Origin of the sequence: uncultured Roseibium sp., from assembly GCF_963675095.2 — a bacterium.
Taxonomy (GTDB): domain Bacteria; phylum Pseudomonadota; class Alphaproteobacteria; order Rhizobiales; family Stappiaceae; genus Roseibium.
In genome coordinates this window covers 60,854-84,087 of record NZ_CAXXSJ010000041.1, presented here as the reverse complement: position 1 = coordinate 84,087, position 23,234 = coordinate 60,854, and the positions used below count along the sequence as shown (strand labels likewise).

General features: G+C 60.7%; 26 protein-coding genes and 1 pseudogene. 16 read left to right on the top strand and 11 right to left on the bottom strand.

Annotation, left to right across the window (positions count from 1 at the left end):
• Window positions 1–2: 2 nt before the first annotated feature.
• The gene (locus tag ABIN98_RS15665) at window positions 3–905 is read right to left on the bottom strand and encodes a helix-turn-helix domain-containing protein (RefSeq protein WP_346911452.1); all 903 of its coding nucleotides are present in this window, start codon (window positions 903–905) and stop codon (window positions 3–5) included.
• 125 nt (window positions 906–1,030) lie between these two features.
• Here ABIN98_RS15665 and ABIN98_RS15660 point away from each other — a divergent pair, with 125 nt between their 5' ends.
• The gene (locus tag ABIN98_RS15660) at window positions 1,031–2,194 is read left to right on the top strand and encodes a cytochrome P450 (protein ID WP_346911451.1); all 1,164 of its coding nucleotides are present in this window, start codon (window positions 1,031–1,033) and stop codon (window positions 2,192–2,194) included.
• Between the two features lie 93 nt (window positions 2,195–2,287).
• Window positions 2,288–2,611, top strand: coding sequence for a 2Fe-2S iron-sulfur cluster-binding protein (locus ABIN98_RS15655; RefSeq protein WP_346911449.1), 324 nt, complete (start codon window positions 2,288–2,290; stop codon window positions 2,609–2,611).
• Between the two features lie 36 nt (window positions 2,612–2,647).
• Here the strand turns inward: ABIN98_RS15655 and ABIN98_RS15650 are convergent, their stop codons facing one another.
• The gene (locus tag ABIN98_RS15650; RefSeq protein WP_346911447.1) at window positions 2,648–3,550 is read right to left on the bottom strand and encodes a LysR family transcriptional regulator; all 903 of its coding nucleotides are present in this window, start codon (window positions 3,548–3,550) and stop codon (window positions 2,648–2,650) included.
• A 242-nt stretch (window positions 3,551–3,792) separates the two neighbouring features.
• On the opposite strand from ABIN98_RS15650, the gene ABIN98_RS15645 reads away from it, so the two are divergent.
• The 9 genes from ABIN98_RS15645 to ABIN98_RS15605 all read left to right on the top strand — a co-directional run bounded on the left by ABIN98_RS15645 (window position 3,793) and on the right by ABIN98_RS15605 (window position 12,385).
• The gene (locus ABIN98_RS15645) at window positions 3,793–4,602 is read left to right on the top strand and encodes a cyclase family protein (RefSeq protein ID WP_346911445.1); all 810 of its coding nucleotides are present in this window, start codon (window positions 3,793–3,795) and stop codon (window positions 4,600–4,602) included.
• 33 nt (window positions 4,603–4,635) lie between these two features.
• Entirely contained in the window at window positions 4,636–5,427 is a 792-nt protein-coding gene (locus tag ABIN98_RS15640) for a cyclase family protein (protein ID WP_346911444.1), read from the top strand.
• A 15-nt stretch (window positions 5,428–5,442) separates the two neighbouring features.
• Entirely contained in the window at window positions 5,443–6,246 is an 804-nt protein-coding gene (locus ABIN98_RS15635) for an SDR family oxidoreductase (protein WP_346911442.1), read from the top strand.
• Window positions 6,247–6,249: 3 nt separating this feature from the next.
• The gene (locus tag ABIN98_RS15630; RefSeq protein ID WP_346911440.1) at window positions 6,250–7,179 is read left to right on the top strand and encodes a 3-hydroxyacyl-CoA dehydrogenase NAD-binding domain-containing protein; all 930 of its coding nucleotides are present in this window, start codon (window positions 6,250–6,252) and stop codon (window positions 7,177–7,179) included.
• Window positions 7,179–7,535, top strand: a complete 357-nt coding sequence (locus tag ABIN98_RS15625) for a cupin domain-containing protein (protein WP_346911438.1) — start codon at window positions 7,179–7,181, stop codon at window positions 7,533–7,535. The genes ABIN98_RS15630 and ABIN98_RS15625 overlap by 1 nt, the downstream gene beginning before the upstream one ends.
• 109 nt (window positions 7,536–7,644) lie before the next feature.
• A complete protein-coding gene (locus ABIN98_RS15620; RefSeq protein ID WP_346911436.1) occupies window positions 7,645–8,697 on the top strand; it encodes a TRAP transporter substrate-binding protein in 1,053 nt (350 codons plus the stop codon).
• Between the two features lie 143 nt (window positions 8,698–8,840).
• Entirely contained in the window at window positions 8,841–9,401 is a 561-nt protein-coding gene (locus tag ABIN98_RS15615; RefSeq protein WP_346911434.1) for a TRAP transporter small permease, read from the top strand.
• Window positions 9,394–10,695 (top strand): TRAP transporter large permease, encoded by a 1,302-nt coding sequence (locus ABIN98_RS15610; RefSeq protein ID WP_346911432.1) that lies wholly within the window; start codon window positions 9,394–9,396, stop codon window positions 10,693–10,695. Before ABIN98_RS15615 ends, ABIN98_RS15610 begins: the two co-directional genes overlap by 8 nt.
• A 94-nt stretch (window positions 10,696–10,789) precedes the next feature.
• The gene (locus ABIN98_RS15605) at window positions 10,790–12,385 is read left to right on the top strand and encodes a GMC family oxidoreductase N-terminal domain-containing protein (RefSeq protein WP_346911430.1); all 1,596 of its coding nucleotides are present in this window, start codon (window positions 10,790–10,792) and stop codon (window positions 12,383–12,385) included.
• A gap of 18 nt (window positions 12,386–12,403) precedes the next feature.
• On the opposite strand, the gene ABIN98_RS15600 is transcribed toward ABIN98_RS15605, so the two are convergent.
• The 5 genes from ABIN98_RS15600 to ABIN98_RS15580 form a co-directional block, all read right to left on the bottom strand.
• A complete protein-coding gene (locus ABIN98_RS15600; protein ID WP_346911428.1) occupies window positions 12,404–12,646 on the bottom strand; it encodes a DUF2798 domain-containing protein in 243 nt (80 codons plus the stop codon).
• Window positions 12,647–13,154: 508 nt separating this feature from the next.
• Window positions 13,155–15,371 carry an NADP-dependent isocitrate dehydrogenase gene (locus tag ABIN98_RS15595; protein WP_346911426.1) on the bottom strand — a complete coding sequence of 739 codons (2,217 nt, stop codon included), beginning with the start codon at window positions 15,369–15,371 and terminating at the stop codon, window positions 13,155–13,157.
• A 441-nt stretch (window positions 15,372–15,812) separates the two neighbouring features.
• Window positions 15,813–16,043 (bottom strand): hypothetical protein, encoded by a 231-nt coding sequence (locus tag ABIN98_RS15590; RefSeq protein ID WP_346911424.1) that lies wholly within the window; start codon window positions 16,041–16,043, stop codon window positions 15,813–15,815.
• A 179-nt stretch (window positions 16,044–16,222) separates the two neighbouring features.
• A complete protein-coding gene (locus ABIN98_RS15585) occupies window positions 16,223–16,621 on the bottom strand; it encodes a transposase (protein ID WP_346911422.1) in 399 nt (132 codons plus the stop codon).
• Between the two features lie 140 nt (window positions 16,622–16,761).
• Window positions 16,762–16,941: a hypothetical protein gene (locus tag ABIN98_RS15580; protein WP_346911420.1), complete on the bottom strand. Its 180-nt coding sequence runs from the start codon at window positions 16,939–16,941 to the stop codon at window positions 16,762–16,764.
• Between the two features lie 53 nt (window positions 16,942–16,994).
• Between ABIN98_RS15580 and ABIN98_RS15575 the strand changes: the two genes are divergently transcribed.
• Together ABIN98_RS15575 and ABIN98_RS15570 are read left to right on the top strand one after the other, a co-directional pair.
• Window positions 16,995–17,300 (top strand): hypothetical protein, encoded by a 306-nt coding sequence (locus ABIN98_RS15575; protein ID WP_346911419.1) that lies wholly within the window; start codon window positions 16,995–16,997, stop codon window positions 17,298–17,300.
• 106 nt (window positions 17,301–17,406) lie between these two features.
• Complete coding sequence (locus tag ABIN98_RS15570) at window positions 17,407–17,943, top strand: hypothetical protein (RefSeq protein WP_346911417.1); 537 nt, start codon at window positions 17,407–17,409, stop codon at window positions 17,941–17,943.
• A gap of 8 nt (window positions 17,944–17,951) precedes the next feature.
• Here ABIN98_RS15570 and ABIN98_RS15565 read toward each other — a convergent pair whose 3' ends face one another.
• The 4 genes and pseudogenes from ABIN98_RS15565 to ABIN98_RS15550 form a co-directional block, all read right to left on the bottom strand.
• Window positions 17,952–18,272, bottom strand: a complete 321-nt coding sequence (locus tag ABIN98_RS15565; RefSeq protein ID WP_346911416.1) for a hypothetical protein — start codon at window positions 18,270–18,272, stop codon at window positions 17,952–17,954.
• 1 nt (window position 18,273) lies between these two features.
• The gene (locus ABIN98_RS15560; protein WP_346911414.1) at window positions 18,274–19,041 is read right to left on the bottom strand and encodes an integrase domain-containing protein; all 768 of its coding nucleotides are present in this window, start codon (window positions 19,039–19,041) and stop codon (window positions 18,274–18,276) included.
• A 112-nt stretch (window positions 19,042–19,153) separates the two neighbouring features.
• A pseudogene (locus ABIN98_RS15555) lies at window positions 19,154–19,549 on the bottom strand (LD-carboxypeptidase); the annotation flags it as partial.
• A gap of 123 nt (window positions 19,550–19,672) precedes the next feature.
• Window positions 19,673–20,383 carry a GntR family transcriptional regulator gene (locus ABIN98_RS15550; protein WP_346911412.1) on the bottom strand — a complete coding sequence of 237 codons (711 nt, stop codon included), beginning with the start codon at window positions 20,381–20,383 and terminating at the stop codon, window positions 19,673–19,675.
• Between the two features lie 151 nt (window positions 20,384–20,534).
• On the opposite strand from ABIN98_RS15550, the gene kynU reads away from it, so the two are divergent.
• The 3 genes from kynU to kynB are packed head-to-tail and all read left to right on the top strand — an operon-like array spanning window position 20,535 to window position 23,226.
• Entirely contained in the window at window positions 20,535–21,755 is a 1,221-nt protein-coding gene (gene kynU / locus ABIN98_RS15545; RefSeq protein ID WP_346911410.1) for a kynureninase, read from the top strand.
• A gap of 2 nt (window positions 21,756–21,757) precedes the next feature.
• A complete protein-coding gene (gene kynA, locus ABIN98_RS15540) occupies window positions 21,758–22,603 on the top strand; it encodes a tryptophan 2,3-dioxygenase (RefSeq protein WP_346911408.1) in 846 nt (281 codons plus the stop codon).
• Entirely contained in the window at window positions 22,600–23,226 is a 627-nt protein-coding gene (gene kynB, locus ABIN98_RS15535) for an arylformamidase (protein ID WP_346911406.1), read from the top strand. The genes kynA and kynB overlap by 4 nt, the downstream gene beginning before the upstream one ends.
• Window positions 23,227–23,234 lie beyond the last annotated feature (8 nt).

Sequence of the window (23,234 nt, the reverse complement as noted above, 5' to 3'; positions counted from 1 at the left end):
TATTATCCGGTCTCGATCGGCGCCGTGCGGAACTGGCTCGGGGTCTTGCCCGTGCGTTTGCGGAAGAAGCGGGTGAAGTAGGCCGGGTCCTGGAAGCCGAGTTCATAGGCGACCATGGCCGAGGTGGCGTTGGTGTAGGTCAGGAGCCTCCTGGCTTCCAGCGCCACGCGGGCGTGGATGATGTCCTGGGTCGGCTTTCCGGCGAAGCTCTGGCACAGGCGGTTGAGCCTGGCCGGGCTCATGGCCAGGGCCTCGGCATAGTCTCCGATCGACCAGTGGTCGCGGTAATGATCTTCCACCAGGCTGGTGAAGCGGGCGAAGGTCTCATGCGCATAACCGCGCGCGCCGGTGGCCACGGCCACCGTTTCCGCCCGGCGGGCGACCGCCATCATCACCACCCGCAACAGCCAGTCCAGCATGGAACTGCGGCCCGGCTGGGTCTGGCTGAATTCCCGGGCCATCTGCATCAATGACGTATGAATGAAATCCGCATCGTCGGGGGCATCGGAAAAGTCCAGGATGTGCGGCTTCTTCATCAGCGCCTCGAAAAACTTCCGCGCACGGCGGAAGCGGGCGTCCAGGACGACCGTATCGGCGGCGGTGACCACGTAGCCGACGGTGCCTTCGGAAAAGGTGAAACTGTGCACCGCGCCGCCCGGGATGGTGATCGCGCACGGACCGTCCAGAGATTGCGACCGGTCCTCCAGATGCACCTGCACCGAGCCTTCGGCGACGAAGACGATCTGAAGCATGCGCCGGTGGACATGAGGGGTGATCCGCCACTCGTAGAGACGGGACCTGGTCCGGATATCCTCAATGTGGATGAACTCGGGGTCTTCTCCGGCCAGCTCTTCACCGAAGAGCGCGTAGCGGGTGACGCCGATCTGACTTACGGGTTTCTTCATATGGGGCTCGCAAAATTTGGATTAAAAGTACCAGAAATGCTGCGAATACTCCATTATATTGCGTGATTTTCGGACTTATTGTCCTGTCCAAGGCCTGAGGAGAGCCTTTGGAGGACAGAGCGACAATGTTTCAATTCAATCCCTATTCGCCGGCTGTCGATGCGGATCCGTTTCCGTTCTACAAGCGGTTGCGCGACGACTATCCGGCCTTCTGGAGCACAGAGGCCAATATGTGGGTCCTGTCGCGCCATGCGGACATCATGACCGCGCTCAACGACTGGGAAACCTATTCCTCGGCGAGCGGCAACCTGATGGACGAGTTTCCGGGCCGCGCCGGGGCGACGCTCGGGACCACCGATCCCCCCCGCCACGACCGGCTGCGCGCCCTGATCCAGAAGGCCGTGACCAAGCGGGCGCTCGACCACATCGTTGAACCGACACGGGCCGTGACCAACGCCCATCTCGATGCCATAGCGGGTGAAGAGACTTTCGATTTCGTCACCGATGTGTCGTCGAAGATCACCGTCGACCTGATGGTCTACCTGTTCAACCTGCCGAAGGAGGGACAGGACGTCATGCGCGACAAGGCGGTCCTCATGGTGCAGTCGGATCCGACCACCCGCAGCAAGGGGCCGGAGCATATGGCCGCCTACAAGTGGATGACGGAATACGCCGCCAACCTGATCGCAGAGCGCAAGAAGGCCCCGGGCGAGGATCTCATGAGCCAGTTCATCACCGCGGAAATCGACGGCGAGAAGCTGGACGACCGGGAAGTGCAGATGACGGTGACGACACTGATCATGGCCGGTATCGAATCCCTGTCCGGCTTCCTGACCATGTTCGCGCTCAATCTGGCGGACCATCCGGAAGCGCGGCGCCAGCTCGTCGCCAATCCGGAGCTGATCCCGGACGCGATGGAGGAGAGCCTGCGCTTCAACACATCTGCCCAGCGGTTCCGGCGCTGCCTGAAAAAGGATGTCGAGCTGCATGGTCAGACGCTGAAAGCGGGCGACTTCGTCTGCCTGGCCTACGGGGCCGGCAATCGGGACGAGCGCCGGTTCGAGGATCCGGACACCTATGACATCACCCGCAAGCCGAAGGGGCATCTGGGGTTCGGCGGCGGCGTGCACGCCTGCCTCGGCACGGCGATTGCCCGCCTTGCCACGAAGATCATCTTCGAGGAATTCCTGAAGCGGGTGCCGGACTATTCCCGGGTCCAGGAGCAACTGCCGTGGATGCCGTCGACCACCTTCCGCAGCCCGACCCGGCTCGATCTGAAAATCGGCTGACGACGGGAAGCCTGCCGGCGGCATTTCCCTCTGCCGCCGGCATTTTCAAAAGAAAGACAGACGGCCCCATCGCATTAAAAGGAGGAAACATCCATGTCCAAAGTGACCTATGTCGAACATGACGGCACGGCGACCGAGATCGACCTGCAGGACGGCTGGACCCTGATGCAGGGCGCGACCATGAACGGAATCGACGGCATCGAGGGCGAATGCGGCGGCTCCTGTTCCTGCGCCACCTGCCATTGCTACGTTGAAGAGGGCAAGCTCGGCCTGTTGCCGCCCATGGGCGAGATCGAGGACGAGATGCTGGACTGCGTGGTCTCCGAACGGCGCCCGAATTCCCGTCTTTCCTGCCAGATCAAGATGAGCCCGGCTCTGGCCGGTATTGTCGTGGAGCTGCCGGAGGCGCAGAGCTGATCCCGCAATGCCCTCCGCTCAAATCTTGCTCGCCCCTCACGCCGGCAGGGCAGGTTCGAAGGCGGTGCGCATGGACTTGATGAACTGTTCCAGGGCGGGCATGCGGTGCTCGCTCTGGCGATAGATGATCCCGGCCGGCGTTTCCCAGAAGGTGCCCTTGAGCGGCAGCGGCACGACGCCGAATTTCTCCGCATGGGGCAGCAGGGACTTGGGGATGTGGCACAGGTAATCGCCGAGATTGAGCAGGTCGAACATCGCCGGTGTGGAGGATGTCTCCAGGGCGATCTGTGGTGGCTGCAAATCGTAGGCCGCGAAATAGGACAGGATCCGCCCGGTGCCGACCTGGTCCTTGGCGAGCGCGATCCACGGGTATCCGGCCAGATCCTTCGCCTCGATGTCGGACTTTCCGGCGAGCGGATGTTTTTCCGAGGCGACGACGATGTGCTCGATGTTGACCAGGGCTTCCTTTACGAGATCCGGTTGGTTGGGAAAGTCCAGTGACGCGCAGACCAGATCGAATTCGCCACGCTGCAACTGGGGAATGAGCGTGTCGATCACGCCGCTTTCCATGTAGATGCGCACTTCCGGGCGCTGCTTCTGGTAGCCGGCGACGATGGCCGGCAGGTAGCGGGTGATCCAGACCGGTCCGGCGCCGATCCGGATCTGACCTTCCTTGCCGCCGCGCATGGCCTCGATCTCGGCGACCGCATGGCGGTATTCGATATCCATCAGGCGAACCCTGCGGGCGAGCACCTCGCCGTAGCGGGTCGGCGTTACACCCGAAGCAATCCGGTCGAACAGCTTGACACCGAACTCCTGTTCCAGGGTCTGCAGGCTTTTTGTCAGGGCGGGCTGGCTGATGCGATGGGCAGCGGCCGCAGCGCTGAGGCTGCGGGCGTCGTAAACCGCGAGAAAGTGGCGCAACAGGCGGGAGTGCATGGGTCGGTCCTGATGTCGAAAATCGGCGAAATTACCTCAAACTATAACCAATGCGTATGAAATACGAGAGAATATGCGGCTTTTTGGTATTCCAATTAGTTATATGAAGTCGTTCCTTTTGTATTGGTCAGCCACGGCAAAGACGCTCACACTCTTCCCATAACAAAAAGGCGCAGGGCCAAAGCCCGCGCCGGTTGCAGCACCCGAACAGGGTGCTCCGCAGGGAGGATATTGAAGCGGTCATGACTTTTCCAAGCGATCCCGCGACCGGTCTGCAGTTCGTCGAACTCAGCCACGAATGGGGGCACGGCACCCCGTCGATGCCGGGCGACGACGACGTCATCCTGTACCGGTCCGTCAAGCATGCCCAGCACGGCGTGATGGCGCACCGCATTCGCATGGTGATGCATTCCGGCACCCACATGAATGCGCCGATCCACCTGATCCAGAAGGGCATCGGCATCGGCGAGGTTCCGCTGGACCAGCTGTTCGGCAACGGCGTCGTGCTGTCGATCCCCAAGGCTCAGTGGGGTCTGGTCGAGCCGGCCGATCTTGAAAGCGCCTCCCCGAAGATCCAGGAAGGCGACTTCGTCGTCATCGTCACCGGCTGGCATGAAAACTATTCGGATGCTCTTGAGTATTTCGGCGATGCGCCCGGCCTGTCGAAGGCGGCGGCCGACTGGCTGATCGCGAAGAAAGTCAAGCTGGTCGCAATCGACACGCCGCAGATCGATCATCCGCTGGCAACCTCGCTCGCCGAACACCGCGGCGGGCCGCTGATGAACCGTCTGGCCGGCAAATACCGCTCCGAGACCGGGCGGGATCCGAAGGCGGATTTTCCCGACTGGAATATCGCGCACAAGACGCTGCTGTCCGCAGGCATCCCGACGATTGAAAACGTCGGCGGGGATGTGGCCGCGGTGGCGGGAAAACGCGCCACGTTCCACGCGGCGCCCTGGAACTGGCACGAGGGCGACGCCTGCCCCGTGCGCTTCGTCGCCATGCTCGACCCGACCGGTGCGTGCCGCGTCGAATCCGGTACCGGCGAATAGTCCCAGCGAACGATACTTCCAGGAATAAGACCTATGACCTTGCAGTTTTACGATCTGTCCAATCGTTGGGGCCACGGCATGCCCCAGTGGCCCTCAAGCCCCGGCATCAACGTTAGCGTGCGCAAGTTCCATGCGCGCCATGGCGTCTACCAGACCGAGTTCGAGGGCATCATGCACCGCGGTACCCATATGGATGCGCCGCTGCATGTGACCGAGAACACGCCCGACCTCATGGGCTATCACATGTCCCAGTTCTTCGGCACCGGCGTCGCCGTCTCGATCCCGAAGGGGAAATGGGAGGTGATCACCGCCGAGGATCTCGAGAACGCCCGTCCGAAGATCCGGGAAGGCGACATCGTGATGATCAACACCGGCATGCATCACAAGTTCGGCGACACCGACGAGTATTACGCCTATTCGCCGGGCCTCTATAAGGACGGTGCGGAGTGGCTTGTCGAGAAGAAGGTCAAGCTGGTCGGGGTCGACGTTCAGGCCAATGACCACCCGATGGCGACCAAGCTGGTCGATCACGGTCCGGGTCCGACCCACCCCCATCTGATCCAGGAATACAAGGATTATACCGGCCGGGACGTGAAGGACGATTTCCCCTACTGGGAGGCGGCCCACAAGGTGCTGATGGTCAAGGGCGGTATTCCGGGCGTGGAATGTGTCGGCGGCGATCTGGAGAAGGTCACCGGCAAGCGCTGCACCTTCATGTGCTTCCCGTGGCGCTGGCCGGGTGGCGAGGGCTGCGGCGTGCGCATCCTGGCGGTGATCGATCCGGACCAGAGCTTCCGGTTCGAGACCGGCAACGTGAACGGTTGAGGCAGGGAGAGCCCCATGATTTCCGAAACCCTGCGCAATCCCCTGTCCATGTTCGACACCAAGGACAAGGTCGCGATCATCACCGGCGCGTCCGGGGCCTTCGGCCGCGCCTGTGCCCTGACGCTCGGGTCCATGGGCGGCAAGCTCCTGCTGGTCTCCGGATCGAAGGCCGAGCTTGAAGAGGTTCTCCAGGAAGTGAAGGATGTCGGCGGCGAGGCCCGGATCCTCGTGCGTCGGCCGGACACGCTGGAAGATGCCGAAGCGATCCGCGATGCCGCGCTCGAGGCCTATGGCCGGATCGACCAGCTGGTGATTGCCTCCGGCTACAACAAGGCGGGCTTCATCCAGGATCTTCCGGTGGAGGACTGGGAAGCGGTCATGAACGCCAACGTGCGCGGTCCGTGGCTGATGGCCAAGGTCGTCGGCACCTATTGGATCGAGAACGAGATCAAGGGCAAGATGCTGATGATGTCGTCCGTTCGCGGCCGGCACGGCAACTACTCCGGCTACACCGGCTACTGCACCTCGAAAGGCGCGACCGACGCGCTGACCCGGGTGCTGGCGACCGAATGGGCCAAATACGGCATCACCGTCAACGCCATCGCGCCGACCGTGTTCCGCTCCAAGCTGACCGCGTGGATGTGGAGCGAGGACGAGGTCGGCCAGGCGACCCGCAAACGCTCCCTGTCCCGCATTCCGCTCGGCCGGCTCGGCGAAGCGGAGGATCTCATGGGGATGGCGCTTTATCTGCTGACACCTGCATCCGATTTCTGCACCGGACAGGTTATGTATGTGGATGGTGGATACACAGCAGGATAAGCGATGACGGAACATCTGAAGACAGCGGTGATCGGTGCGGGCCTCATGGGTCATGGCATTGCCTGGCTCCTGGCCGAGGCCGGACATGAGGTCAAGGTCTATGACAGCTCGCAGGAGGCGCTCGACAGCCTGCAATCCCGGCTGGCCGGGATAGAGAAGATGTTCGGTGCAGGGCCGGAAGTCCGTGCCCGCGTGACCGGTGTCGCTTCTCTGGCCGATGCGGTCAGGGACGCGTCCTTTCTGGTCGAGGCGGTGATCGAGAACGTTCCGCTGAAGCAGTCTATCTTCGAGGAGCTGGAAGGTTATGTCTCGCCGGAGTGCATCATGGCCTCCAACACGTCCTCGATCCCGACCCGGATCATCGCGGAAAAGGTGAAGACCAAGCACCGGGTGGTCGGGACCCATTTTTGGAACCCGCCGCATCTGGTGCCGCTGGTCGAAGTCGTCCAGATGGCGGAGGAGAACCTGCCCGCCGTTGAACGGACGATCCAGATCCTGGCCGACGCGGGGCGCAAGCCGGTGCATGCCAGGAAGGACGTTCCGGGCTTCATCGGCAATCGGCTGCAGCACGCGCTGAAGCGCGAGGCGATCGCCATGGTCGCGAACGGGGTCTGCGATGCGGAGACCATCGACGACGTGGTCAAATACGGCTTCGGCCGACGCATGGCGGTGCTTGGACCGATGGAACAGTCCGATCTGGTCGGGCTTGACCTGACCCGGGCGATCCACGAGACGATCATGCCGGATCTCGACAACACGGCCGTGCCGCATCCCTATCTGGTCGAATGCTGCGAGGCCGGCAAGCTGGGCATGAAGTCCGGCGAAGGGTTCCGCAAATGGACGCCGGAGTCTGCCGACGCGGTCAGGGCGCAGCTGCGCGATTTTCTGGCCGAACAGGCCCGCGACGGCAAGACGCAGAAAGGGGAGGGCTGATGCACGTCACCCGCATTGAGAATGCGAAGCCTTACGAGGCGCCCGGCCATTTCGACATGGTGGGCTTGCGGCTTCAGGGCTTCGATGCCTCGCCAAGCGAGAACTTCTGGACCGGCCTGTCGCATTTCCTGCCGGGCGGCGGCGCCGGGTCGAGCGCGTCACCGGTCGAGAAAGTCTATGTGGTCCTGAGCGGAGAGATCACGGTGATCACCGATGACGGGGAAACTGTTCTCGGACCAATGGATTCCTGCCTGCTTGCCGCAGGTGAGAGGCGGGAGATCATCAACAGGAGCAACGCGCCCGCATCCATGCTTGTGCTGATGTCCTACCCGGACAAGGCGGGAAGCGGGCGTTGACGCAACGGTTCTGGCGGATTCCGATTGATTGAAGGGAATGTGCTAGTTACAAATGAAACCAAATACAAAAACAGAAACAGAAATAAACTGATCGATTGGGAGGAAAACAATGATCAGCAAATTCAAGACAGTTCTGAAAAGCTCGATTTTCGGAATTGCGGCCGTGTCGGCCGTCGCTGCTATGGGTTTCGGCGGGACCGCCGCGGCCCAGGACAAGATCAAGATCAAGCTTGCGCATTTCCTGCCGACGGCGAACGGCATGCACAAGGACTTCATGGAGCCCTGGGCCCGGGACCTGGAAGCCTGCACCGACGGTCAGGTGGAAGTGACGATCTATCCGGGCGGCACCCAGCTCGGCAACATTGCCAAGCTGCATGACGAGGTCCGGGCCGGGATTGTCGACATCGCCCATGGCCTGTCCGGTATTCCCGGCGGCCGCTTCGAGCGCACCCGCATCATCGATCTGCCGTTCACGGCAAAATCGGCCGATGCCGCGACCCGCACGCTCTGGTCACTCTACCCGGACTATCTGGCTGAAGAGTATGACGGCCTGAAGGTTCTGGCGCTCCACGCGCACAATCCCGGCCAGATCCACACCACCACCAAGAAGGTGGCGACCATGGACGACATGAAGGGGCTGCGCATCCGCTTCCCGTCCGGTGCGGTCAAGTCGATGCTGGAAGCCCTGGGCGCGACGCCGCAGGGCATGCCGCCGGGCGCCGTTTATGAAAACGCCGAAAAGGGCGTGATCGATGGCGCTGCCTTCACTTGGGACACGATGGCGTCGTTCAAGCTTGCCGAAGTCATGAAGCATCACCTGGATGCCAAGGCCTATGTGGTCTCGTTCTGGTTCGCGGCCAATGAAAAGAAATACAATTCCTGGCCGCAGAACGTGCGCGACTGCGTCGACAAGCTGTCGGGCGACAACCTGATCCCGAAATTCGGTCCCTGGTGGAACGACTGGGACAAGGCCGGCTATGAGGCGGTTCAGGGTCCGGACCACGAGATCATCACGCTCAGCGATGAGCAGCGGGCGGAATGGGCGGCAGCCCTGCAGCCGATGACCGATGCCTATCTGGCCGACCTGGAAGGCAAGGGCATCGCCAATGCGCGCAAAATCCACGACAAGATGCTGGAACTCGCCGCGAAGTACGCCGAGTAGCAGCGGCTCGGCGACTGATAAACTGTGCTCAGCGGGCCACCCGCTCGCTGGGCGTCTTTTTCGCCGGTGATCCCCGGCAGACTTGATTTGCGGAAGCGGCCTGATCGCTTTCCGGCTCCGTTCTTTCCCGGACCAGGGTTCCCATGACGAAGCTTGCGAATTTATACAGCTGGACAGTCGGCCTTCTGATGCGGATTGCGGTGGTGATTGCCTTTGTCAGCATCTGCGTCGCCGTCGCCATCACGCTGGTCGATATCGTTCTGCGCTCCATGAGCCGCCTTTCCGTCGCGCTGACCGGTGAAGGCCTCACCTGGGCGGTGCCCGGTCTTGTGGACTTGACCCAGCTTCTGGTGATGATTGCCGCCTCCATGGCGATCGCGGTCGCGTTTCACCGGGGCGCCCATGTGGCGATCGATCTGATCGACAACATGTTCCCGCCGCTGATGCGCAAGTTCAACGCATTGCTCGCCGTCGTGATCGCCGTCTGGTTCCTGGGCGCCTGCCTTTGGTACGGCATCGGCGAAATGCAGGGGCAGCTTGAACTGAACACGGCTTCGTCGACCTTGAGTATTTCCTATCTCTGGTACTGGTTGCCGCTGATTGCAGGAATGGCCCTGTCGGTGCTGGGGGCTTTGGACGCCTTCCTGGGCAGCCTGTTCGGACACCGGCCGGTGTCTTCCGAAGCGGAGCATTACGATGTCTGATCCGCTGATCGGTGTGGCCGGCTTTGCCGTTTCCCTGCTTCTCGTCGCCCTGCGTGTTCCGATCGCCCTTGCCATGGCCGTGACCGGCGTCGTCGGCTTCGGGATCATCAACGGCTTTTCGACCATCGGCTTCATCCTGGGGTCGGGGCCGTTTGAATCCATGTTCCCCTATTCGCTGTCGGTCATCCCGCTGTTCCTGCTGATGGGGGTCTTCGCCTCTCATTCGCGCATGTCGTCAGACCTGTTCGGCGCGGCCAATGCGCTGGTCGGGCACTTGCGCGGTGGACTGGCGATTGCTTCGATTGGTGCCTGTGCCGGTTTCGGTGCGATCTGCGGATCGAGCCTTGCCACGGTCGCCACCATGGGGCGGGTCGCCCTGCCGGAAATGCGGCGGGCTGGTTATGACGACCAGCTGTCGGCGTCGAGCATCGCTGCAGCGGGTACGCTCGGCGTGCTGATCCCGCCGAGCATCCTGCTGGTGATCTACGGGCTTTTGACCGAGCAATCGATCGGCCAGCTGTTTTCTGCCGCCATCATCCCGGGCCTGCTGGCGACCTTGCTCTATTCCCTTGCGGTGACACTCGCCGTGCGGCTTCGCCCGGACCTGGTCCAGGTGTCCAAACGCAGGCCCTGGGCAGAGCGGTTGCCGGAGCTTCGCTCCGCATGGCCGGCGGCGCTGCTGTTCATTGCCGTGATCGGCGGTATCCAGGTTGGCCTGTTTTCGCCGACGGAAGCGGCTGCCGTCGGGGCGGGAGGTGCGATCCTGATCGCCGCCATCCGCCGGGTGTTGACGCGCCGGGTCGTCGCCTCGGCCATGTGGGAAACAGTCAGCATGACCGGCATGATCTTCTTCATCATGGCTGGCGCGGGCCTCTTCAACTATTTCATCGAGACCACGGGCCTGCCCCAGTTCCTGATTAGCCTGATCGAGGCGTCCGCCCTGCCGCCTTTGGCGGTGCTGTTCCTGATCATGCTCTTCTATATCCTGCTCGGCTGTTTCATGGATGCGCTCTCCATGATCCTCTTGACCGTGCCCTTCATCTATCCGGTGATCGTCGCCATGGGCTTCGACCCGATCTGGTTCGGGATCCTGATCGTGACCGTTGCCGAACTGGGCCTGATCACGCCGCCGATCGGCATGAACCTGTTCGTCATCCAGGGGATCGCACCGGACATCCCGTCGTCCAAGATCGTGCGCGGCATGGTACCGTTCCTGTTTGCCGACTGTGTCCGGCTGGTAGTTCTGATCGCCTTCCCCGGCCTGGTTCTGTGGCTGCCCAGCGTGTTTTTCTAGGCGGGGTTCCGCACTGGTTGCACTGGTAACTTAACATGTTAAACTAATTGCCGGGAGGCGATTGGAGGATGGCCTCCCCTTGGGGAGGACAGGCATGAGTGAATACGACTACGTCATCGCCGGCGGAGGATCGTCCGGGTGCGTGCTGGCCGCAAGGCTTTCCGAAGACCCGGGCAACCGGGTGCTGCTGATCGAAAGCGGGCGCAAGGATACCAACAGGTTCATCCATATCCCGGCCACCTTCTTCAAGGTGATCGAGGGCGGTACGGACGTTCATTTCTATCAGTCGGACCCGGACAAGGGGCTGAACGGACGCCGCAACATCGTTCCCCAGGGCAACGTCATCGGCGGCGGATCATCGGTCAACGCCATGGTCTATATCCGCGGTAACCGGTCCGACTACGACACCTGGGCCCAGATGGGCTGCCGCAACTGGTCCTATGACAAGGTGCTTCCCGTCTTCCGCGATCTGGAAAGCAACCAGCGGCTTTCGGATGAGTTTCACGGCAGTGACGGTCCGCTGACGGTGTCGGACCGGCGCTATGGCCACCCCTTGTCCTGGGCCTTCATTCGCGCCGCCCAGGAAGCCGGTCTGCCCTATCGGGAAGACTTCAACGGTAGCCAACAGGACGGCGTCGGCTTCTATCAGTGCACCACCTCCAACGGTCGGCGCTGGAGCGCGGCGGAAGCCTTCCTGCGCAAGGCCGAGGGCCGACCCAACCTGACCATCCGGACGGAAACCCGTGTCCAGAAGGTGTTGTTTGAAGGCAATCGTGCGACCGGCGTGTTGCTGGACGGCGACGAGGTCGTCCAGGCGAAGCGGGAGGTGATCCTGACGGCAGGCGCCATTGCCACGCCGAAGATCCTCCAGCTTTCCGGCGTCGGCAACGGTGATGAATTGCGGGAACTCGGCATCGATATGGTCGCGGACCTGCCGGGTGTCGGCGAGAACTACCAGGACCATCTGGAGGCCACCGTCCAGGCGGAGGTGAAGGACCCGATTTCCCTGCTTGGCCAGGACAAGGGTCTCGCCGGTGCGAAGCACATGCTGCAATACCTGCTGACCCGGACCGGGCTGCTGACAAGTACTGTGGTGGAATCGGGCGGCTTTGCCGATACCGCGGGCAAGGGGCAGCCGGATGTCCAGTTCCATGTGCTGCCGACCTTCAACGGCTTCGCCGAGAGGGAAGTGGCGCCGGGACACGGGATTTCCATCGGACCATGCTTCCTGCGGCCGCAGTCGCGCGGCACGGTGAAGTTGCGTTCCGCCGATCCGAAAGACCCCGCGCTGTTGACCCCGAACTCGCTATCAGCGCCCGAAGACGTCGAAACCCTGGTGCGTGGCGTGGAGCTTGCCATCAGGATCACCGAGCAGCCGTCGCTGGCGCGGATCATCAAGCGCCGCGTACTGCCGGAGCCGGGCGTGGAGAAGGATCCGGACGCTTTACGCGACTATGTGCGTCAGGTCGCCAAGACGGTGTTCCATCCCTCAGGCACGGCGAAGATGGGCCCTGCCACCGACCGCATGGCCGTCGTCGGCGAGGACCTGAAGGTGCATGGACTTGAGGGCCTGCGTGTCGCCGACAATTCCATCATGCCGTCGCTGGTGTCGGGCAACACCAATGCTCCGGCGATGATGATCGGAGAACGGGCGGCCCGGTTCGTGACCGCCAAGGACGCTCTGGCCTGAAAGGCGCGGGCCTTCTGGTCAGGCCCGGCCTTCCGGCAGAAGCTTCAGGACGAGCATGGCGGTCTTGAAGCCGATTGGGCCGACGACCATCGAAAGGCAGAAGGCGATCGGCCAGGCGGTGAGGAAGGATCTGGCCCAGTCCATTTGCCAGGTCTCCGACAGGCCGCCGTGGAGATAGCCCATGATCCCGGTCATCAGGAAAGCCATCAGGGCGGAGATGAAGAACTGGGCGAGAAAAACGAGTTTTTTGCTGGTGTACATGCGCATTCCAAAAAAGGGGGACGGCTGCGCATTTCGCAAAAAGACACAGCAGCCCCGGTTTCGGGTCTGCCGTGGGTTCGAAAATCGACTAATTCCCGCATGCACGGGGGCCGGAATAACCAAACCGGCCTCTCATTTTTCGGCTCCCTGCCGATTAGCTTTTCCGGATGCGCCCGTCAAGGTTTTCGAAAAAGGGTGGACCGGTCGTTCAGCATTTGGAGTGGACTAAAGCCATGCCCCTTGCACCCGTCTCCCCCCTTGAGGGGGAGATGTCCGCGATAGCGGACAGAGGGGGGTGAACGGCGGTGCCGCAAACAAAGAAGCGCTTGAGTGTGGGGCGCTGCTGCTACCCCCCTCTGTCACCTGCGGTGACATCTCCCCCTCAAGGGGGGAGACGGGTGGATGCGGTACGGCATTGCCTGCTTCAGATGATCTTTTCCGGCGGAATGTCAGCAAAAAGGGGCGGTCGATGACCGCCCCTTGACGCTTTGTGCCGTTGTAAACCCGATCAGCCGATGATGCCGTTGAGCGTGGCGCTCGGGCGCATGGCGGCGGTGACCTTGTCGGCCGGGGCGTGGTAGTAGCCGCCGGTGTCGACCGGCTTGCCCTGGACGCCGTTGAGTTCGGCCACGATCTTGTCCTCGTTGGCGGTCAGCGCTTCCGCGATCGGCGTGAAATGCGCCTTGAGCTCAGCGTCCTTGTCCTGGGCTGCCAGTGCTTGGGCCCAGTAAAGGGCGATGTAGAAATGGCTGCCGCGGTTGTCGAGACCGCCGACGCGGCGGCTCGGGGACTTGTCGTTGTCGAGCAGCTTTTCAATCGCCGTGTCGAGCGCGTCAGCCAGGACCTGGGCCTTGGCGTTGCCCTTGACGTTGGCGAGATGTTCGAGCGAGGCGCCGAGCGCGCAGAACTCGCCGAGCGAATCCCAGCGCAGGTAGTTTTCTTCCATCAGCTGCTGCACGTGCTTGGGTGCGGAGCCGCCGGCACCGGTTTCGAACAGGCCGCCGCCGGCCATGAGCGGCACGATGGAGAGCATCTTGGCCGAGGTGCCCACTTCCAGGATCGGATAGAGGTCGGTCAGATAATCGCGCAGTACGTTGCCGGTGATGGAGATTGTGTCTTCGCCGCGGGCGATGCGTTCGGTCGTGTAACGGGCGGCATCGGACGGCGCCATGATCTGGAGATCGAGGCCGGAGGTGTCGTGCTCGGGCAGGTAGGTCTCGACCTTCTTGATAAGTTCCGCGTCATGGGCGCGGTTCTTGTCGAGCCAGAAAATGCCCGGCATGCCGGACAGGCGGGCGCGGGTGACGCCGAGCTTGACCCAGTCGCGGATCGGGGCGTCCTTGGTCAGGCAGGCGCGCCAGATGTCGCCGCCTTCCACCTTGTGCTCGATCAGCGTGGTGCCGGCGGCATCGACGATGCGCATGGTGCCGTCGGCCGGTGCCTTGAATGTCTGCGGGTGGGAGCCGTACTCTTCCGCCTTCTGGGCCATCAGGCCGACGTTCGGCACGGTGCCCATTTTCGACGGGTCGAGCGCGCCGTTCTTCTTGCAGAACTCGATGACCGCGTCATAGACGCCGGCATAAGACGAGTCCGGGATGACGCATTTGGCGTCGGCTTCCTTGCCGTCCGGGCCCCAGCCCTTGCCGCCGGCGCGGATCAGGGCGGGCATGGAGGCGTCGATGATCACGTCGGAGGAGACATGCAGGTTGGTGGTGCCCTTGTCGGAGTTCACCATGTACATGGCCGGACCGTTTTCGAGTGCGGCCTTGATGTCGGCCTGGATCTCGGCGGCCTTGTCGGCGGGCAGGGCGGCGACCTTGGCTTCCAGATCGGCGATGCCCAGATCCGGGTTAACGCCGGCGGCCGCCAGGGTGTCGGCGTGCTTGGCGAAGACGTCCTTCAGGAAGACGCTGACCACGTGACCGAAGATGATCGGGTCGGAGACCTTCATCATGGTCGCCTTGAGGTGGACAGAGAAGAGCACGCCCTTGGCCTTGGCGTCGGCGATTTCCTTTTCCAGGAAGGTCCGCAGGGCCTTGGCGCTCATGAAGGTGCCGTCGACCACGTCGCCTTCGTCGAGCTTCAGGTTGTCCTTCAGGACCGTGACGGCGCCGTCGGTGCCGACGAATTCGATTTTCGCGGTTCCTGCGGAAGCCGCACTTACGGTGACGGACTTTTCGTTGCTGGCGAAGTCGTCATGACCCATGGTCGAAACATGGGTTCCGGAGGTCGGAAGCCATGCGCCCATGGAGTGCGGGTTCTTCTTGGCGTATTCCTTGACGGCCTTGGGCGCGCGGCGGTCGGAGTTGCCCTCGCGCAGCACCGGGTTCACGGCCGAGCCCTTGATGGCGTCATAGGTGGCCTTGACCGCCTTTTCCTCGTCGGTCGCAGGGTTGTCCGGATAGGACGGGATGGCATAGCCCTGGGCCTGCAGCTCCTTGATCGCGGCGTTGAGCTGCGGCTGGGAGGCGGAGATGTTCGGCAGCTTGATCACGTTGGCGTCCGGCTGGGTCACCAGCTTGCCGAGTTCGGCCAGGTCGTCCGACTGCTTCTGGGCGTCGGTCAGATATTGCGGGAAATTCGCCAGGATACGGCCGGCCAGGGAAATGTCCTTGGTGCCGACGGTGATCCCTGCCTCTTTGGTGAAGGCGCGGATGATCGGCAGCAGCGATGCGCTGGCCAGTTCCGGTGCTTCGTCGACCTTGGTGTAGATGATGTCGGCCATGACTTTTACATTTCCCAGTGTTCAAGATGCGGTCGGAGAAGGCTTGAAATGAACCTTCGGAGATGGACTGTCCGTTGCGTATACGATTGTACGCAATCAAATGCTAGCTCTTCGAAAGGAGCAGGCGACAGGAGTCCGCGAGAGTTCTAGCAAAGCCAGTCAAAAAGGCAAACGACACAATGAAGAAAGGCCGCTCGGATCGACCGGTTTGTTTGTCTCCCCTCGGGACTTGTAACCGCTTCACGTTCAACACGGTGCAGGCATTCCGATGCAAAAGGTGAGGCGCTGGAGGACATCCTCGAGCTGAATTGTACCGGATGCGGACGACGCACTCTAATCTGTTTCCGCGGTTGAAATCTCATCCAAATGCCGCATACCCCAGCGAACGACCCCTCCGAGAAAGATGTAGCGATGCGGCCTCGGCAGGAGCGTTGCAACCTGTCAGGCAAAGATCGTAAGTCCAAGCGAGACAAACGCACCCATCCAAGCATAGAGACGCGCTTTCGGGCCGTTGTCGGTAAACCAGTGGAGGACATCCTGTCCGCTCCAGTCGAGGACATCCTGTCCGCTCCAGTCGAGGGTCGGAAACGAAGTTCCCAGCACTGCGAAGCTGCTGACATGGAAGGAAGCGGTCGTAAGTATGTTGAGCAGCAACAGCCTCGATTGTTTCATGACTTGTCGCTCCTTTCTGCTCTGTTCTGTTGACAAAGCCTAGGGTCGTGACCCTAGGCGGTGTGGACGGATTTGATCAAAATGAATGCAGCGGCGATTGCAACGATGGAGCGGAAGTTTCTGGCGGTTTTCTCGCAACACAAGGCGACGTGTTTAAGGCGTTTGAGCTTTCCCATCCTTTATTCGATGCGTGCGCGGCTCTGGTAGAGCGCGTTGCCGAAGTGCCTGGGAATGTCGCGCCGGTTTGATTTATAAGGAATGACCGGGACGGCCCCGGCCTTTCGCGCAGCCTCTCGATTAGCATTGCTATCATAGCCCTTGTCGGCGCCGATGACCCGGCGGTTGATCTCGGGGCCGGGTTCCATGAGATCCGTAAATTGCATGCTGTTAGAGGTTTCGCCACCGATCAGCTTAAACCCAAGCGGCAGGCCGTTCCGATCCGTTTTCAGATTGATTTTGGTGCCGAAGCCGCCGCGCGACCGCCTGAGCGCTTGACTTTCCTGCCCCTTTTGGCGCCTGCCGCAGAAACATGGGCGCGAATGACGGTGCTGTCGAACATGGCAATCGATGCGCGCCAACGCCTTTGAAGCACGCGTCGCCGAGCGGGCAACGCAACTCGAAAACTACTGGTTGGTATTGAAAATCGAGGATCATCGAGAAAGAGGCGGCATACAGATTGCCGCCTTTGCCAGTCTCCTGAAGGGCCTTTGGCGCTTGTTCACTCCAACCTATCGCTGAGGATTGCCGAAAACAGGCTTTCATAAGCCTCGTTCTTGAAGCGGCTCGTTGCAGGAACCTGACCGTAATGCGGGTCCCCGTATTGAAGGATGAAGCGTTCCGTTTTGCCTGCCTTGTCAACGGGAACGCAGTCGTCTCCCTCCCGTTTGTAGGTTTCCATCGTAGTCACCTGTTTGACGAACAGATCACGATAACCACTGGGTCGACGCGCTTTTGGAGCGCGCCTATGCAGACCCGCATGAGGCCAATGAAAGGATGGTTGAGTATGCCGAACGCCACGGCGAAAGAGACCTCTTTGTGGCCTTACGCGAATGCCCGGAACTGTTTGGCGAGTTTCCGAGAGACAAGGCCCGTTTTGATGATGCGTATGAGGCACGCAAAGAGCTGCCGGTGACTTTTGAAGAATACAGGAAGCGGCGCGACGAATCCGATGACATCCAACGCACGTTGAACACCATGCGACGGGAACGTGAGTGGCAAGACCCTCAACGTGAGGATGACCTGTCCCCTACGCGGTGAGCGTTCTTAGTTGTGGTTCAAGCTACGAAATAGATTTGAATGCCGACTTAGTTTGTTGTAATTTTGTCACAAAATGATCTGGTGGCCGTTTAAAAGGAACATCTATATGAGGTTTTTAGCCGCGCTTTTTGGATTTTTTGCTCTTTTTTCTTCTGCAAACGCGCAGACCGCAGAAGAAACAGTACTTTATTTAATGACGGGAGTAGAAGACGGAAATAAGTATCGGAATATGACTCAGTTTGGATGCTCTATTGCAGAAAAAGCGGGCGATAATAGCGTTATAGTAAACATTCATCAGTTTGAATGCAAAGAACCTGCAGATATTAAATTTAAGATAATTCTCAATAACGTTGATAAATGCGACATAGAAATTACGATTGAGCAATCAAGCGCAAGTAACGATAAAGTTTCGTCAGCAAATATTTTAGTAAATATGAGTAAGCTGAGAGGTATTGACTACTTAGACGGTAGAGGACTTGTGAGATTTGTAGGGTCTAAAATAACTTGTGAAGAATCGAATGGCGGTGAAATATGCAGTCAGATGGAAGACGAGTTTATTTTTATAAATTCTGGAGAAAAAGATAGAACAATGAACGCCTTTAATTATTATAGAGAGAAATACTGTTCTGGCAGTGCGTTCTAGAATATTACTTATTCACATCGACTCCAGCTCACGCGCAGGTACTTTTCTGACTCGCCGTCTGGTTTATGGCGCGTTTTCCATTCGGCCAGAAAACCGGCCTTTTCAAACTCGGCAATCGCCGCTTTCGCGGTCAGGGTGTCGGACAAGTCCATGGGCTTGGGTGGCTCAAAAATGGCTACGCTCTGGCCGTCCATTGCGGCGGCCGATAGCACAGCGTCAATGTTCTGCTGGCTGAAAAGATGCCCGGCTACGCCTTCACGGGTGAGATTGGTGCGCTCCCGCTGGATGGTGAACGCATCAGCCCCGAGAATGGATTTTGTCACGCTCATATCACGCCGCCTTCCTGTTGCGCGGCGCGTGACGGCGGCCGAGGTAGGTATCGGTGACATCGAGGCGGCCGTGTCCCAGCTCATGCGAAATCTCCATGCGGGCGGCACGGTCGCGGGCCTCTTGGGCGGGTGTCATCCTGTCCACGGTCGGGCCACCGGCCGCAGGGCATGACCAGCCGGTAAGTTGCTTGTAGCGCCATTGCGCATAGGCATGGCGATAGCCGTGCGCGTTGCTGATACCGGCTTTCAAAAGGTGGTTTTCGTAGCCCTTCAAGGCTTGGTAGTAATTCCGCCCCTGCACTATTAGGGAACCATCCCCCACGGTCGCCTTCAGCTCGTCGATCAAGGCGCGTTGCTTGGGGTGGGTGATGGGAATTTCACGGTATCGGCCGCCCTTACACCAGCTTGCCTTCAGGGCGATGCGGTCGCCCCGGTCAGCAAGGCCCGGCCGGAATTTCAAGGCCTCCTCCCTGCGCATGCCGAAGGCGGCTTCGAGCTTCAGCGCCAATTGCACCCGCTGGTCAGGGATGCGGTCGAGCGCCTTGCCTTCGAGGCGCTTGGCCTTGTTGCCCGAAAATCGGCCGCGCTCCGCAAGGCAGAACGTGTCATTTGTTTTCGGTAGCAGGCCCGGTTTGCCAACCTGAAAACTCCACCAACGCAGCCACGTGAGCCGGTTGCGCACGGTCTGGTCGGACAGACCGGCCGTTTTCCAGCGGCTTGCAAGGGCGTTGACGTGCTTGCCCTTGATGCTCCGTTTCGACACTTTCATCAGCCTTCAGAACTATATCACTTGATCCGATGAGTAATTCGCGTAGTGGAGTGCCTTTGGGATGACACTGTGGCTCCCAGTCCTCAACTGATACTGCTCCATGGATACCGCCGCCGATCCCCCGTTTGGCAAGTGCCAGGTGGATTGCCGTGATGTCGCTGAATCCAACCAGAAATTTAGGGTCCTTTTTCGCGGCATCGAAATCAATTCGTTCTGCAATGCGATACGATCCTTTGCCTCCACGCGTAGTAAAAATTGCACGCACCGCCTCATCTCTGAATGCAGCGTTGAGATCATCAAGTCGTTGCTCATCGGTGCCTGCGAGATAGTTCAGCTTTTCAAATGCGTGTTGGCCGAAATCGACTTCGAAGCCCCAGCTGCGCAATAACTCTGCCGCTTCTTCGATGTCCTCACGATTGGGTGTCCCGGCAGGTGATACAAAGCGGATTTTGTCGCCGAATTTGAGGGGTGCAGGGTGTGCATGTCGGGCTATCGAATCTTTATTCATAGTCAATGATGGCATGAAACGGATGCATCAAAAAGCAAGGGGGCGGAGCGGAACGCGGGTCACTGAAATTGGCTTGATAACATGGCGTCGGCGACGCAATAGGGGGACTGGACGACTTTGGATTTACGCACCGCTTTCCGGCCAAAGCGTCTCGTAGACCGCCAGGGTAAAACCGATGTGTTCTTCCAGAAGACATGTCGCGGCGACCGGATCGCGGGCAAGGGCCGCATCCATAAGCTGGGTATGATGGGCGATCCCCAGCGTCTTGTCGAAAACGTCCCGGATCGGTTTGCCCTGTTTGCCTCGAAGCTGCTCCGCAACATCGGAGCCGTTCAGGATAAAACGGTGATGACGATGAAGCTGGTCCCCGGTCTGTTGGGCCAGGTGCGTCAGCCAGGGAGCGTCGGCCGCCGAAAGCAGGGCCGCATGAAAGGCGTCGTGCCGTTCTTCCCAGAGGATGCCATCGGCCGTCACAGCTCCGGGCGTGGGGGGAGAGGCCTGTGCCAGCAGGTAATGGGCTGCAACGAGATCCGCTTCCCATTTGTCGCCGCCGCGGGCGATGGAGCGGGTGAAGAGTGTGGTCTCGACGGCGGTCCGTGCTAGCTGAAGATCCTTCAGGCCCGCGACGGAAACTGGGGCGACGCGATATCCCTTGTTCTTTTCGAAGGTCACCAGGCTTTCTGCTTCCATCCGTGACAGCGCCTCGCGCAGGGGCGTCCAGCCGAAGCCGAAGCGGGCTTTCAGGCTGGAGATCGCCAATGGCGCACCCGGCGCGATATCGCAGTCCAGAAGCGCGCGGCGCAGGGTTTCATAGGCGGAGTTCGTCTGGGACATCTATTCCTGATGCTGCGGTCGTTAAAATATCAAATCAATCAGATTATATATAATCACTTGAGCTTCGTCATCTCTCTTGTTACCGTCCCGATCCATTGGAGAATTTGTGCGGCTGCAGGGAGCGGCCCCGGTTTTGGAAAGCAAACTGAGAATGGCTGTCACCCATCCCCTCGACGAAAACGATCCGCTGGCTGCAAAGCGCGCCGCCTTTTCGCTGCCGGAGGGCGTGATCTATCTGGACGGCAATTCGCTCGGTGTTTTGCCTGCCCATGTGCCGGACCGGATGCAGCAGGTGATCTGCAAGCAATGGGGCGAGAGCCTTATTCGTGGCTGGAACGATCATGACTGGATCGATCTGCCGCAGCGGGTCGGCGACCGGATCGCCCGGCTGATCGGCGCCGAACCGGGCACGGTGGTGGCGGCGGACAGCACATCCATCAACGTTTTCAAGGTGTTGGCGGCCGCGCTGGCGTTGCGCCCGGAAAGAAAAGTGATCCTGTCCGACAACGGCAATTTCCCGACCGATCTTTATGTGGCGAGCGGCTTGAAGGAGCTGCTCGACCGGGGCCACGAACTTCGGATCGTCGCACCGGAAGACGTCGAGGCCGCGATCGGTGAGGATCTAGCGGTCCTGATGCTGACGGAAGTCGACTACAAGACCGGCCGCAAGCACGACATGAAGGCGCTGACGGGAAAGGCCCATGCGGCCGGTGCTCTCGCGATCTGGGATCTGGCCCATTCCGCAGGTGCTTTGCCGGTCGATCTTTCATGCGCCGGGGCCGATTTCGCCGTCGGCTGCGGCTACAAGTATCTGAACGGCGGTCCGGGCGCTCCGGCCTTTCTTTATGCTGCGCCGCAGCATCAGACGAAAGTCCGGCCGCCGCTGACCGGGTGGATGGGGCATGAAGCGCCGTTCGCCTTCGATCTCGACTATCGTCCGGACACTGGCATCGGCCGCATGCGGGTCGGCACGCCGCCGGTCCTGTCGCTCTCCGCCCTCGATGCGGCGCTCGACGTCTTCGATGATGTGGACATGAACGAACTGCGCCGGAAGTCGGTGTCCTTATGCGAACTCTTCCTGTCGGAAGTGGAGGCGCGTTGTCCGGACCTGGTGCTGGCGAGCCCGCGCGATCCGGAAGGCCGCGGCAGCCAGATCTCGTTTCGCTTCGACAATGGCTACGCCCTGATGCAGGCGCTGATCGCCCATGGGGTTATCGGCGACTTCCGCGCGCCGGAGACAGTGCGCTTCGGTTTCACACCGCTTTACCTGTCCCATGCCGACGTGATGCGCGCGGTGGATATTCTGGAGACAATCCTGAACGAGCGCCTGTGGGAACGGGATGAATTCAAGAAGAAGCAGAAGGTAACCTGACAATGAGCGAGCCGCATACCCCTTACGATCCGGCCGCCGACGGGGCGCAGATGGCCTTTGACGGGCGCATGTCCTACGGCGATTATCTCGCCCTCGACAAGGTGCTGACCGCCCAGTCGCCTCTGTCGGAGGCCCATGACGAGCTCCTGTTCATCGTTCAGCACCAGACCTCCGAACTTTGGATGAAGCTGGCCCTGCACGAGATGACGGCGGCGAAGGCTGCGGTCGCCTCCGGTAACCTGCCGCCGGCCTTCAAGATGCTGACCCGGACCGCGCGCATCTTCGACCAGCTCAACTCAAGCTGGGACGTGCTGCGCACCATGACGCCGAGCGATTACACGACCTTTCGCGAGGCGTTGGGCCAATCTTCCGGCTTCCAGTCCTACCAGTACCGGGCCATTGAATTCCTGGCCGGCAACAAGAATGCCGCCATGCTGCGCCCGCATGCCCATGTGCCGGAAGTCCATGACTGGCTGACGAAGTTGCAGCGCGAGACCAGCCTGTACGACGAAGCGATCGCCTTGCTGGCCCGGTCCGGGTTCAAGATCGATGCCGACCATCTGTCACGCAATCCGGCGGAGCCCTATCAGGCGAATGAAAGCGTTCATGACGCATGGATCGAAGTTTACAAGGACCCGCAGGCGCACTGGCCGCTTTATGAGCTCGCCGAAAAGCTGGTCGATTTCGAGGACTACTTCCGGCGCTGGCGCTTCAACCACGTGACCACGGTCGAACGGGTGATCGGCTTCAAGCGCGGTACCGGCGGTACCAGCGGGGTCACCTATTTGCGCCGCATGCTGGATGTGGTTCTCTTTCCCGAAATCTGGGCACTGAGAGCGGATCTTTGACGACGCTGATCGACATCACCCCGCCGGTATGGGCCGGAATGGCGTTTTTTCCAGGCGATGCGCCGTGCCGGACGGGACAGACCTTCGCCATCGGACCGGGGTGTCCGGTCAATGTGGCGCAGGTTTCCATGTCCACCCACTGCGGCGCCCATGCGGATGCGCCGCTGCACTACGACCCGGACGGCGCGTCCATCGACCAGCTCGATCTGTCCGATTATCTGGGACCGGCCCGTTTGATCGATGCGCGCGGAACGGGGGCGCTGTGCCGACCGGAGGATATCGCCGGACAGCTGGAAAACGCGCCGCCGCGCATCCTGCTCAGGCTCGTGGATTGCCTCGATCCGATGGTCTGGCCGGCGGGATTTCGCACCCTGGCGCCGGAAACGATGACGCTTCTGGCGGAAACCGGGGTAAAACTGATTGGCGTCGACGTACCGTCGGTGGACCCGGAAACCTCCAAGGATTTACCGTCGCATATGGTGGCACGGCGCCACGACATGCGGATTCTGGAGAATCTGGCGCTTTATTGTGCCGAACCGGGGGATTATGAATTGATTGCGCTGCCAATGAAGCTAGAAGGGCTCGATGCAGCGCCGGTGCGGGCTGTCCTGCGGAAACCGTAGGCTGTCCG

Bases quoted from the DNA above. Each gene is read 5' to 3' on its own strand.
- ABIN98_RS15635 (WP_346911442.1), top strand. From the start codon at position 5,443: ATGATTTCCGAAACCCTGCGCAATCCCCTGTCCATGTTCGACACCAAG.
- ABIN98_RS15650 (WP_346911447.1), bottom strand. From the start codon at position 3,550: ATGCACTCCCGCCTGTTGCGCCACTTTCTCGCGGTTTACGACGCCCGC.
- kynA (WP_346911408.1), top strand. From the start codon at position 21,758: ATGAGCGAGCCGCATACCCCTTACGATCCGGCCGCCGACGGGGCGCAG.
- ABIN98_RS15615 (WP_346911434.1), top strand. From the start codon at position 8,841: ATGACGAAGCTTGCGAATTTATACAGCTGGACAGTCGGCCTTCTGATG.
- ABIN98_RS15645 (WP_346911445.1), top strand. From the start codon at position 3,793: ATGACTTTTCCAAGCGATCCCGCGACCGGTCTGCAGTTCGTCGAACTC.
- ABIN98_RS15630 (WP_346911440.1), top strand. From the start codon at position 6,250: ATGACGGAACATCTGAAGACAGCGGTGATCGGTGCGGGCCTCATGGGT.
- ABIN98_RS15595 (WP_346911426.1), bottom strand. From the start codon at position 15,371: ATGGCCGACATCATCTACACCAAGGTCGACGAAGCACCGGAACTGGCC.
- kynU (WP_346911410.1), top strand. From the start codon at position 20,535: ATGGCTGTCACCCATCCCCTCGACGAAAACGATCCGCTGGCTGCAAAG.
- ABIN98_RS15560 (WP_346911414.1), bottom strand. From the start codon at position 19,041: ATGAAAGTGTCGAAACGGAGCATCAAGGGCAAGCACGTCAACGCCCTT.
- ABIN98_RS15610 (WP_346911432.1), top strand. From the start codon at position 9,394: ATGTCTGATCCGCTGATCGGTGTGGCCGGCTTTGCCGTTTCCCTGCTT.
- ABIN98_RS15565 (WP_346911416.1), bottom strand. From the start codon at position 18,272: ATGAGCGTGACAAAATCCATTCTCGGGGCTGATGCGTTCACCATCCAG.
- ABIN98_RS15640 (WP_346911444.1), top strand. From the start codon at position 4,636: ATGACCTTGCAGTTTTACGATCTGTCCAATCGTTGGGGCCACGGCATG.
- ABIN98_RS15605 (WP_346911430.1), top strand. From the start codon at position 10,790: ATGAGTGAATACGACTACGTCATCGCCGGCGGAGGATCGTCCGGGTGC.
- ABIN98_RS15665 (WP_346911452.1), bottom strand. From the start codon at position 905: ATGAAGAAACCCGTAAGTCAGATCGGCGTCACCCGCTACGCGCTCTTC.
- ABIN98_RS15625 (WP_346911438.1), top strand. From the start codon at position 7,179: ATGCACGTCACCCGCATTGAGAATGCGAAGCCTTACGAGGCGCCCGGC.
- ABIN98_RS15570 (WP_346911417.1), top strand. From the start codon at position 17,407: ATGAGGTTTTTAGCCGCGCTTTTTGGATTTTTTGCTCTTTTTTCTTCT.
- ABIN98_RS15580 (WP_346911420.1), bottom strand. From the start codon at position 16,941: ATGGAAACCTACAAACGGGAGGGAGACGACTGCGTTCCCGTTGACAAG.
- ABIN98_RS15550 (WP_346911412.1), bottom strand. From the start codon at position 20,383: ATGTCCCAGACGAACTCCGCCTATGAAACCCTGCGCCGCGCGCTTCTG.
- ABIN98_RS15620 (WP_346911436.1), top strand. From the start codon at position 7,645: ATGATCAGCAAATTCAAGACAGTTCTGAAAAGCTCGATTTTCGGAATT.
- ABIN98_RS15655 (WP_346911449.1), top strand. From the start codon at position 2,288: ATGTCCAAAGTGACCTATGTCGAACATGACGGCACGGCGACCGAGATC.
- ABIN98_RS15600 (WP_346911428.1), bottom strand. From the start codon at position 12,646: ATGTACACCAGCAAAAAACTCGTTTTTCTCGCCCAGTTCTTCATCTCC.
- ABIN98_RS15660 (WP_346911451.1), top strand. From the start codon at position 1,031: ATGTTTCAATTCAATCCCTATTCGCCGGCTGTCGATGCGGATCCGTTT.
- ABIN98_RS15590 (WP_346911424.1), bottom strand. From the start codon at position 16,043: ATGAAACAATCGAGGCTGTTGCTGCTCAACATACTTACGACCGCTTCC.